The following is a 10,789-nucleotide window of genomic DNA, read 5'->3' as shown; positions in this document are numbered from 1 at the left end:
GCCGAGCTGGCTGGCGCAGGCCGCGACGGCGCGGACCTTGCGATCGCCCAGGTACTGCGGGCCGGCCAGCGGTGTCGCACTGATGTCCTGCGCGCGCAACTCGGCCAGCCGGTGCTGCACCAGGCCCGGGCGGGCGCGGTACAAGGCCTCTTCATAAGCCAGCCAGGTATTGTCCATGCTGGCGCGAAATAGCTGCCACACGGCCAGCGCCGCCTCGGAGGCGCGCAGACTGTCGCGCTGGAACACGCCCAGCGGCATCAACACGATGTCGGGACGCAGCGTCGTCAGGGCGGCCGCCAGCACCCCTGTCAGGCGGCCCGATTCTCCCAGCGACGCACCGTACTGATCCGTCAGCAGGCCCAGGCCCAGGCCGCGCGCGCCCAGCAGGGCCAAAGCAGCCTGGTTCTCTGCCTGCCGCGCCAGCACGGCCTGGTCGGCGCGTTCGAAACCGCAGCGCCGGTCCCAGTCGGACACGGGCACTCCGCTGGCGGGCACGCCAGAATATACCGTCAGCACGGTGGCGCCGGGACGCGCCGCCAGCCAGGCACCGCAACTGAACACCGCATCTTCGAAATGCGGAGATATCACCACGATTTTTCCGGCCGGTTGCATTGCCATCGCCTTTATCGTCTAGGCCAGCGGCCATGGTTCAAGGCCAGGGTGTCTCTTGCATGGGTTCCACCCTTACCTCCGGCACCACGGTTTCACCCGGCTGCGTCAACACAAAGCGCACGGCGCGGGCGACGTTTTCGGGATCCTGCTGGCAGCCGTCGTCAAGGCCGGGGTAACGGTCCCGCATGAACGGGGTGCGCATGCGCCCCGCGATGACCGCACTGACCTTCAGCCCCATGCCGCGCAATTCGGCATGCAAGGCATGCGACAGTCCCATCAGCCCCCACTGGGATGCGTGGTACGCGCTGGCGTCGGGCCAGGTCCGGCGCACCGTGGCCGATACAATGTTCACGACATGCCCACCCGGAACGAGCCGTTGGCCGGCCAGCTTGGCCAACAAGAACGGCCCCGTCAGATTGGTGCGCAGTACCCGCTCCCACGTGGCCAGGTCCAGGTCAGCCACCGACGCCTTGGCGTCGATGCCCGCGCTGTTCACCACCGCATCCAGCTTGCCATAGCGTTCTACCGCCGAACCCAGCGCGGCTGCCACTTGCGGCTCGCTACCGATGTCCATGGCGGCCGCGTGCGCGCTGGCGCCCGCCTCATTCAGCCGCTGCGCCTGCCGCTCGGCGCCAGGCCGATCGATGTCCGCCACGACCACGCTGGCGCCCTCGGCCCCCAGCATGGCGCAGATGGCGGCGCCCAGTCCGCCGGCTCCGCCAGCGACCAGCACCACGCGTCCGGCCAGTGTTTCGTGCTCCATCATGGTCGGTGCTCCCTTGCCGCGCGGCACGGCCCACCAAGGTGGCCGCGCCTGGCCCGGATTGCCCGCTGCGGCGGTTTACCAGTACGGCGTCTGGTCGTAGTATTCGTACAGTTCCTGGGCCCACTGCTTGTCGCCCATGCTGGGCCAGTGGTCCTTGTCAAAGCCGGTGGCATTCTTCAGCCTGTCTTTGCCCACGTCCAGCACGAAGCACTTGCGGTCGGTGTCCAGCACCAGGGCGCCCCAGGGAATGGCATAGAGTTTGTCGCCCACGCCCAGTACGCCGCCATGCGATAGCACCGCATAGGCCACCTGCCCATGCGGCACATCCAGCATGATGTGCTCGATAGTGCCCAGCTTTTCATTGGACGGGTTGTAGACATCGTTGCCCGTCAGGGTATCGGCCGCCATGACGTCGGGGCCGGGCCCGTCGGCCGTGGCCTTGCCCTTGCCTACGATGCGGGTCTGGCCGCCCGCGCCCGGATCCTGTGTAGCGTTGTTCATCATGTACCTCCGTTGTGTGCGTGCGTGGAGAATGGCTCATTCCATCCGGGTCATGCCGGGATGATTCTCCGGCGTGACGGCCACGCGTATGCGATTCTGGATATCCGATACGCCCAGACAATCGTCGGCGCAGTCCTCGATGGCATGCTTGGTGCGGCGGTTGGGCACGGTGCCCTCCAGGGTTACCGTGCTGTCGCTGACGTCCACCGACACATCGCTGACATCCAGCCCGCTGCGGCTCAGGCGTTCGCACAGGTCTTCGCGCACGCGCTCGTCCGACCGCACGTATCCCTTGGGGGTGATCCGCTGCGACCTGGCCAATGCCGGGTCTTGCCAGCCTTGCGGGCCGCTGCCCGCATACCTCGGCGCGCCGTGGTCGTCGTAGGACGAGGGCTCGCTATAATCCAGCTGCTGGCGCTGCCAGCGCGGGTCTTCGCCATAGAAGCCGCCATAGCTGCTTTGCCCGGGGTCCGCGCTGCGGCTGCGCAACGCCTCGTTCCTGCCCGCGGGTCGAGTCCCCGGGTACTGGCCTCCCTGTTCATATTGGGGACCACCGCGGTTCGGCCGTCCGCCCACGGACGGTGCCGGCCGGTCGCCATAAGAGCGTCCATACGAGGGCTCGTCGGCGCCCCAGCGGCCGCTCTGCCGGCTTTGCCGGTCGCGGCGATAGCGGTCGGCGTCGTCCTGTTCATCGTCGCGCTCTCCGGCGCGATAGTCGTATCGATCATCGCCCCAGTCGTCAGCGTAATTACGCTGCGGGGGCCGGTTGGAGTTACGCATGGCTAGTCTCCCGTGTGATTGGCGACGGCGTCCGTTTACCTGCGCCAATGGTCCGACATCAGGCAAGCGCCAATGGCGATGCCCAGGACAATGGCGACTCCCGCCGTCTTCCAGGCGTTGTCGTGCACATAGTCGTCAGTAGCGGCCGAGGCCTGCCGATAGCGGCCCACGGCCGAACGCTCCCAGGATTCCGCCTGTTCACGCGCGGCATCCAGCTGCCGCTTCAGGCGGTCGCGGGTCGATTCGATTTCCGCGCCGCTGTAACTGGCGGTTGAACGCAGCAAGTCCTCGACCCCCGAGACCAGTTCACGCAGGCCGCCCCGCATACGGTCCCGGGCGTCGTTGGAATCATGGTGGCGATGGGTGTGTAGGTTCATGATGGCTCCTTGGTAAACCGCTGGCCCGCGCCAACGTCTGTATAGATCCAGCACGCAAGTGGCGTGCCACGCCCGCCCCTCCCGGGACAGGGCTCACTCTCTCAAAGTTCGCGCGTGGCGCGGCGCCACGCCGCCTCGAATCCGTCGTCGAACTGGCGGTCGATACCCGGGGTTTGCTGCGGGTCCACTCCAGGCATGGGGTCGGGGATGCTATCGGGCGGATACGGCTTGCGACCGGGCGCGGGGTCTGGATCCTGGCCGGGTTGATCATCGTCCGGGTGCCGCGGCGGATCGCGGACGGGCTCGGCCGGCGGACGGGAATGCGTGCGGTGATCCATCGCGGGAACGGGGTGCGGGGTGTAAATCATGGACAGGCTCCTGGTTAGAAATGCGGACATGGCCTCAGCCTGCCCACCATTGCTTCAGCGTGGCGCGCAGGGCGGCGCCTCCGGATGCGTCCTCCTGGCGCAGCGCCTTGATGTAGTTCTGCACCTGTTTCAAAGGGATATGCGGCGGGATCGGCGGCACTTCCGGGTCGACCACCATCTCGAGCAACACCGGGCGGTCGCTGGCCAGGGCATGCTCCCAGGCGCCGGCCACTTGTTCGGGGTCGTCGACCCGTATGCCCTCCAGGCCCAGAAGATGTGCGTAGTCGGCATAGGGAAATGCGGGCAACAGTTGCGAATCCTTGAACCGCGGGTCGCCTCCCATGACGCGCTGTTCCCAGGTAACCATGTTGAGGTCGCCGTTGTTCAGCACCAGGATCACCATCGTGGGGTCCTGCCAGTCGCGCCAGCGGTGCGCGATGGTGATCAGTTCGTTCATGCCGTTCATCTGCATCGCCCCGTCGCCCACCAGGGCAACCACCGGACGGTCGGGGTGCGCCAGCTTGGCGGCCAGCGCATAAGGCACGCCGCTGCCCATCGATGCCAGGCCGCCCGACAGCGAGGCCGACATCCCTTTGCGCAGCCGCAGGTGCTGGGCGTACCAGCTGGCGGCCGACCCCGAATCGCAAGTAATGATGCTGCGGTCCGGCAAGTGCCGCGACAATTCCCAGAACGGCCGTTGCGGATTCATGGGCCGCGCGGACACCATGGCCCGGGCTTCGACCGTCTTCCACCACTGGGCTACATCCTTCTCGATCTTGTCGCGCCACCGGTGCGATTCCCGCGGCCGCAGCAGGGGCAGCAGCGCCTGCATCGTGGCCTTGCTGTCTCCCACCAGGCCTTGCTCCACCGGATAGCGCAGGCTGATCATGCGGCCGTCGCGGTCGATCTGCACGGCGCGCGCCTGTCCTTCTTCCGGCAGGAACTCGCTGTACGGGAATGCCGTACCCACCATCAGCAGCGTGTCGCACTCGTTCATCATGCGCCAGCTGGGCTGGGTGCCCAGCAAGCCGATGGAGCCCGTTACATAAGGAATATTGTCCGGCAATACGGACTTGCCCAGCAGCGCCTTGGCCACGCCGGCGCCCAGCCGGTCGGCCACCTGCAGCAGTTCGTCGCCTGCCCCCCAGGCCCCGGCGCCGGCCAGGATGGCCACCCGCTCGCCTTTGTTCAGGATATCGGCGGCGTTCTGCAGCGCGGTGGACGCCGGCACGCCGGCATGGGAAGTAAAGCCGATGCCAGTGTGCACCGTGGCGTGTTCGCGCGGCGGCTGCACGGCGGGTAAATCCTGCACATCGTTCGGCAGGATCACACACGTCACCGCGCGGCGCTCCATGGCAATGCGAATGGCGCGGTCTACCAGGTGGCGCGCCTGCATCGGGCTGGACGCCACATGCACGAAATCATGGGCCACGTCCTTGAACAGGCTGACCAGATCCACTTCCTGTTGATAATCGCCGCCCATGGCGGTGCGGGCTTGTTGTCCCACCAAGGCCACCACGGGCTGGTGGTCGAGCTTGGCGTCGTACAGCCCATTCAGCAAATGGATGGCCCCCGGGCCCGACGTGGCCATGCATACGCCCACCTGCCCGGTGAACTTGGCATGTGCACAGGCCATGAATGCGGCGGTTTCCTCGTGGCGTGCCTGGATGAATTCCAGCGGCTCGGCCGTGCGGCCGAACGCGCCTATCAGCCCATTGATGCCATCGCCCGGGTAGCCGTAGATGCGTTGGATGCCCCATTGCGCCAGGCGCGACAGGATGAAGTCCGAAACGGTTTGCATGCCTGCTCCCATAGAGGGTTTCTATGGCAGGCGCATCCAGCAAGCAACGTGCCTGTTTCCAGGCGCGTCCCGGTGTGCGGGTTGACCGGGCCCTAGCTTTCCGCGCGTTGCGGCTTGCCGTCTTCCGTGGGCAATGCGTAACCGGCGCGCGCATATTCTTCCAGCCGGTTGTACAAAGTCTTGGCGCTGATCCCCAGCACCGCGGCGGTTTGCTTCTTGACGCCGCCGCAGCGTTCCAGGGTGGCCATGATAAGGCGGCGGTCGGCCTCGGCCAGGGTGACCCCCAACGGCACCGTCACGCGCGCGGCCTGGGCGCCGCCGTCCGGGGCCAGTTGCGGTTGCAGGGCCGCGGCGTCGAGCGTGCCGCTGTCGGCCATGATGTAGGCACGGCGCACGTAGTTCTTCAGTTCGCGCACATTGCCGGGCCAGGGGTATTCGTAGATGGCGTGGCGCGCCGATTCCGAGAATGCCTTGGCCTCGCCATACTTCTCGTTCAGCGCCGCCAGGAAGCGGTCGGCCAGGAACAGGATGTCGGTGCCGCGTTCGCGCAAGGGCGGCAGGTCGATGGGAAACACGCTCAGCCGGTAGTACAAGTCTTCGCGCAGCTTGCCTTCCTGGATGGCCTGTTCGGGATTGCGGTTGGTGGCCGCCACGATGCGGATATCGCACGCCACTTCGCGGTGCGTGCCTACCCGCATGAAGCGCCCGGTTTCCAGCACGCGCAGCAGCTTCACCTGCAGGTCCAGCGGCATTTCCGTGACTTCGTCCAGGAACAGCGTGCCGGAATCGGCCCGCTCGAAATAGCCTTTGTGCTGGCGATCGGCGCCGGTGAAACTGCCGCGCTCATGGCCGAACAGTTCGCTTTCGATCAGGTGCGGAGAAATGGCGCCGCAATTGACGGCAATAAAGGGTTTGCGGCTGCGGTTGCTGAGCTCGTGGATGGCGTGCGCGGCAAGTTCCTTGCCCGTGCCGCTTTCACCGATCAGCAGCGTGGTGACGTCGGTGGCGGCCACGCGCGCCAGTTGTTTATACAAATGCTCCATCGATTCGGACTGGCCCAGCAGCTTGCCGAAGCGGCCCGGTTCCTGGAACGGCGTATCGTCGGCGGCGGCGCCGCGGTCGGCGGCCACGCGGCTCAGTATCTCGGTGAGGCGGTCCATGCACACCGGCTTGACCAGGTAATCGGTGGCGCCCAGGCGCAGGGCCTCGACGGCATTGTCCATGGTGCCGTGGCCCGTGATCACCACCACCTCGGCGTCAGAATTGGGCATGCGGCTGAAGATCTCCATGCCGCTGGCGCCGGGCAGGCGTACATCGGCCAGCACCAGGTCGGGCTGCTGGCGCTGCAACTGGATCACGGCGTCTTTCATGGTGGCGGCCTGCGCCACCGAATAACCGTGCTCGCGCGCGATTTCGGACAAGACTTCGCGTATGGCTTCGTCATCATCCAGGACAAGCAGATGAGGCATTATTTCTCCGGCACCAATACTTCTTTGGGCGCGACATACTTCGCGGTTTCGTTTCCGAGCATACCCCGCACCCCGCGAGCGTGGCACGATTCTTGTCCGCCCGCCCACTAACGTTTGCCAATGTTTGCACATGGTTGCAAATGGCCTTTGGCCCTGTCGTATCATCAAGCGCATCACTTCATTCCGTAAGCCAACGGCCGCCAGGGCCAGGCTTTGAACCCGGGGAAAAATATGCAGCTTGCTTCGCCCGGCCAACTCAGGCCGCCGGGCCGCTCGTCTGTGCAGAGCGAAGATCCTTTTGCGGGAATGTGCGCCGCCATGCGCGGGTTTGGCGCCCAGATGGATCGCGCCGCCCGCAGCGACGCCACCATATTCATTACCGGCGAAAGCGGCACGGGCAAGGAAATGATCGCCCGCGCCATCCACGACCGCAGCGACCGTGCCGAACAGCCGTTCATCGCGGTGAACTGCGGCGCCATCAGCAGCTCGCTGGTGCAGGCGCAGTTGTTCGGGCACGAAAAAGGCAGCTTCACCGGCGCGCTGGCGCAGACATCAGGCTATTTTGAATCGGCCAGCGGGGGCACCCTGTTCCTGGACGAAGTCACGGAGATGTCCGATGCGTTGCAGGTGCAATTCCTGAGGGTGCTCGAGAACGGCACCTATCAGCGCGTGGGCGGCACCGAGTTGCTGCACACCGATGTGCGCATCGTCTGCGCCACCAACCGTGATCCGTATGCCGCCGTGGAAAAAGGCGAGCTGCGGCAAGACTTCCTGCACCGTCTGCTGGTGGTGCCGATGCGGGTACCGCCCCTGCGCGAACGCGAAGGCGACGCGGCCAGGCTGGCGCAACGGTTCCTGGACGAACTGAATGCCTTGCACCAGGCGCGCAAGCGGTTCTCGCCTGGCATGCTCGAGGCCCTGTCTCTTTACGACTGGCCAGGCAATGTGCGCGAACTGCGCAATGTCGTACAGCGCGCCTTCATCATGTCGGACGCGGTGGTCGAGGCCGAATTCCGCCGCCGTCCGCCCGGCGCGGGCTCGCGCGGGGCAAGCGATGGCACCCTGTGCTTTCCGGTAGGCATTCCTTTGGGGCAGGCCCAGCGTGACCTGATCCTGGCCACGCTGGCGCACCACGACGGCGACAAGCAGCGCACGGCCGAAACCCTGGGGGTCAGCCTCAAGACCCTGTACAACCGGCTGGCCGCCTACAGCGCCGACTCCGAGTCCAGCGCCTGATCCCGCCCGGCGGCCGTTTGCGCGGCTGCCGGACCCAGCCCGAATTTACATGGCCCGGCAAGAACGGGCGCCATGCCTGTTGCCCTGGGCGCCGGACGGCCACTGCCGCCGCGCTGGCTATCGTGCCGGCATCCCGAGGCGCCGGCCGGGCACGCGCCTTGCGTAGTTCGCCAGGGGGACGCCTGTCCCCGTTTCCTGGATGAACGGCACTCGCATGGGAGCGGTCATGTCGCGCACAAGAATCTTGTTGGTTACATCGGAGGCATTCCCCCTGGCCAAGAGCGGCGGACTGGGCGATGCCGTAACCGGGCTGGCCCGCGCGCTCGACCGCGCGAACCTGGACGCCGGTTTGCTGATGCCGGCCTATCGCGGCGTACTGGACCGCGTCGTGGGCGTGCGCCGCATCGCGCACCTGGCCGGCATGCCTGGCGGAGAAGCCACGCTGCTGGGCGCGCTGTGCGCGCAATCGGGCCTGCCTGTCACCCTGCTGCAGAACGATGCCCTGTACGATCGCGACGGCCTGTACCTGGACGAACACGGCCAGCCCTACCGCGACAACGCGCTGCGGTATGCGGCCTTGGCGCATGCCGCGGTGCGCATGGCCGCGGGCCTGCCGGATGTGCGCCCGCCGGACATTCTGCACGCGCAGGACTGGCATGCCGGGCTGGTGCCGCTGCTGGTGTGCGCCGCCGGCCTGCGCTACGTGAAAACCGTCATCACCATTCACAACCTGGCTTTCCAGGGCATATTTCCGTTGGAGCACGCGCGCGAGCTCGGCGTACCGGACAGCTATTGTTCCGACGATGGCGCACGCTTCTACGATCAGCTCAGTTTCCTGAAGGCCGGGCTGCGCTATGCCGACCGCATCACCACCGTCAGCCACACCTACGCGCGCGAGATCCTCACCTCAGCATCCGGCTGCGGGCTGGACGCGCTGTTGCGCGCGCGCGCCCAGGATCTGGTGGCTATCCCGAACGGCATCGACGATACGCTGTGGAACCCGGCGGATGACCCTTACCTGGGGCACATCCAGTACAGCGCGCGCCACCCCGGCCACAAGCGGCGCGCCAAGGCCGCCCTGCAGCGCAGCCTGGGCCTGGCCTTGGAACCCGACACCCCCATCCTGGCCATGGGCAGCCGCCTGACTCACCAGAAGATGGCCGATGTCGCGATCCAGGCGCTGCCTGAAGCGCTGCAGCGCCATTCCGCCCTGCAGGTGGCGGTGCTGGGCTGCGGCGAGCATGGCTACGAACAGGCCCTGGCCGCCCTGGCCGGCCGCTACCCGGGACGCTGCGCCGTGCACATCGGCTATGACGAGGCCGCGGCGCACCGCCTGCATGCCGGCGCCGACATGCTGCTGCACGGCAGCCGCTTCGAACCGTTCGGCCTGACGCCCCTGTATGCGATGCGCTATGGCACCGTGCCCATCGGTTCGCGCGTCGGCGGACTGGCCGATACCATCATCGACCCGGGACATGCCGAACCGGATACCGCCATGCTGGCGGCCAACGGCATGCTGTTCGATGGCGAAAGCGCAACCGACATGGGCCTGGCCATCGACCGGGCCCTGCGGCTGTACCGGCAGCCGGCGGTCTGGCAGGCCATGCAGCGCAACGGCATGGCGGGCGAGTTCGGGTGGGACAACGCGGCCCGGCCCTATATCAGCCTGTTCGACAGCCTGGTGGGCGCGCCGCTGCGCGGACAGATTCCGGCGCCCACCATCCGGCCAGCGCCCACGCCCGCGCCGGTGTACACGGCACCCGCGCTGGACGGCATGCCGGTGCCGCTGGCCTACTGAGACCAGGGACGCCATGGCGAGCTCCACGCACCAGCCGGCTTCCGCGCCTGCGCCAGATACCAGGGCAGGACCCTTGCGCATCTACCGCGTGCGCGGCGCGCAGGTCGGCCGCGTGGACACCACCCCGGATGGCCCCTGGAATACCCTGTGCCGGCGCGTGCGGGATGCCGGATTCAACGCCTTGCTGACCGACCCGTTGTGGAAAAAGGCACAAGGCGCCGGCGCATTGCCCGCGCCGCTGGATCCGGACAGCCCGGACCCCCGCCTGGATACGGGCCCGGACCTGGCCGGCACCCTGGCGCGCCTGAGCGACTGCGTCGCACGCCATGATCTGCAGATCTATATGGACCTGGTGCTGGACCGCGTGGCCACGGACGCCGCGGCCCATGCGGGGCATCCGGACTGGTACCGCCCGCCGGACGACGATCCGGCCCGCGATCCGCGCACCGGGCTGGCCGAGCATGGTATCCGGTACTTGCGCGTAGGCCCCCTGCCGCAAGCCTTTCTGCATGGCTGGAGCGAGCGCCTGGCACGCTGGCTGGAGGCTGGCATCGCCGGATTCCGTGTCGACGCGCCGCATCGCATCGGCGCTGGCGACTGGCAGGCCCTGCTGGCCCCGCTACGGGCGGCCTTCCCCGCCGGCCGGTTCCTGGCCTGGACGCCTGGCCTGGATCCGCAGCAACTCGGATCGCTGCGCGCGGCGGGCTTTGACGCGGTGTTCTCTTCATTGCCCTGGTGGGATTTCAAGTCGGACTGGCTGGCCGAGGAACACGCGCGCCTGCGGACCATTGCCCCGGTCATTGCCAGCCCGCCCGGCGCGGGTCTGGCCCAGGACGACGCGCAGGCGCTGCGCGGGCTGTGGGCCGCCGCGATCAGCGGCGACGGGATACTGGGGGAAGATGAACTCGAAGCCCGGCCGCAGGCCTATGCCCAGATGGACGCCTGGTTGCAAGGCGTGCCGCCCGGCGAAGGTTTGCGCGTGGCCGGTGGACGGGACGGCCGCTGCAGCGTCATGGTGCGTGACGACGCCGGCGCGGGTGCGCGCGTGCTATTGGCCAACCCGGCCGCACACGGCGCGGCC

General features: G+C 67.4%; 10 protein-coding genes and 1 pseudogene. 3 read left to right on the top strand and 8 right to left on the bottom strand.

Going from position 1 to position 10,789, the window contains the following annotated elements; genetic code table 11:
* From LPZ50_RS15650 to LPZ50_RS15615, 8 genes are all read right to left on the bottom strand, one after another.
* Window positions 1–612: PIG-L family deacetylase (locus LPZ50_RS15650; protein ID WP_230662392.1), on the bottom strand; the 612-nt coding region annotated here is incomplete at its 3' end.
* Window positions 613–649: 37 nt separating this feature from the next.
* Window positions 650–1,378, bottom strand: a complete 729-nt coding sequence (locus LPZ50_RS15645; protein ID WP_230662391.1) for an SDR family oxidoreductase — start codon at window positions 1,376–1,378, stop codon at window positions 650–652.
* A gap of 75 nt (window positions 1,379–1,453) precedes the next feature.
* A complete protein-coding gene (locus LPZ50_RS15640) occupies window positions 1,454–1,882 on the bottom strand; it encodes a PRC-barrel domain-containing protein (protein ID WP_230662390.1) in 429 nt (142 codons plus the stop codon).
* A gap of 33 nt (window positions 1,883–1,915) precedes the next feature.
* Entirely contained in the window at window positions 1,916–2,659 is a 744-nt protein-coding gene (locus LPZ50_RS15635) for a BON domain-containing protein (protein ID WP_230662389.1), read from the bottom strand.
* A gap of 35 nt (window positions 2,660–2,694) precedes the next feature.
* Window positions 2,695–3,036 carry a DUF883 family protein gene (locus LPZ50_RS15630; RefSeq protein WP_230662388.1) on the bottom strand — a complete coding sequence of 114 codons (342 nt, stop codon included), beginning with the start codon at window positions 3,034–3,036 and terminating at the stop codon, window positions 2,695–2,697.
* A gap of 101 nt (window positions 3,037–3,137) precedes the next feature.
* The gene (locus tag LPZ50_RS15625) at window positions 3,138–3,404 is read right to left on the bottom strand and encodes a hypothetical protein (RefSeq protein ID WP_230662387.1); all 267 of its coding nucleotides are present in this window, start codon (window positions 3,402–3,404) and stop codon (window positions 3,138–3,140) included.
* A gap of 34 nt (window positions 3,405–3,438) precedes the next feature.
* Window positions 3,439–5,205 (bottom strand): thiamine pyrophosphate-requiring protein, encoded by a 1,767-nt coding sequence (locus LPZ50_RS15620; RefSeq protein ID WP_230662386.1) that lies wholly within the window; start codon window positions 5,203–5,205, stop codon window positions 3,439–3,441.
* Window positions 5,206–5,297: 92 nt separating this feature from the next.
* A complete protein-coding gene (locus LPZ50_RS15615; protein ID WP_230662385.1) occupies window positions 5,298–6,674 on the bottom strand; it encodes a sigma-54-dependent transcriptional regulator in 1,377 nt (458 codons plus the stop codon).
* A gap of 318 nt (window positions 6,675–6,992) precedes the next feature.
* Here LPZ50_RS15615 and LPZ50_RS15610 point away from each other — a divergent pair, with 318 nt between their 5' ends.
* The 3 genes and pseudogenes from LPZ50_RS15610 to LPZ50_RS15600 form a co-directional block, all read left to right on the top strand.
* On the top strand, window positions 6,993–7,910 hold the full coding sequence (locus LPZ50_RS15610) for a sigma-54 dependent transcriptional regulator (RefSeq protein WP_329957666.1): 918 nt from the start codon (window positions 6,993–6,995) through the stop codon (window positions 7,908–7,910).
* A 226-nt stretch (window positions 7,911–8,136) separates the two neighbouring features.
* Window positions 8,137–9,708 carry a glycogen synthase GlgA gene (gene glgA, locus LPZ50_RS15605; RefSeq protein WP_230662384.1) on the top strand — a complete coding sequence of 524 codons (1,572 nt, stop codon included), beginning with the start codon at window positions 8,137–8,139 and terminating at the stop codon, window positions 9,706–9,708.
* A gap of 73 nt (window positions 9,709–9,781) precedes the next feature.
* Window positions 9,782–10,789 (top strand): annotated as a pseudogene (locus tag LPZ50_RS15600) (DUF3416 domain-containing protein); the annotation flags it as partial.

This window comes from Bordetella petrii, from assembly GCF_020991325.1.
In the GTDB taxonomy this organism is placed as follows: domain Bacteria; phylum Pseudomonadota; class Gammaproteobacteria; order Burkholderiales; family Burkholderiaceae_B; genus Bordetella_A; species Bordetella_A petrii_E.
Note: the sequence above shows the minus strand (reverse complement) of the source record. Positions and strands in the feature narration are given on the sequence as shown.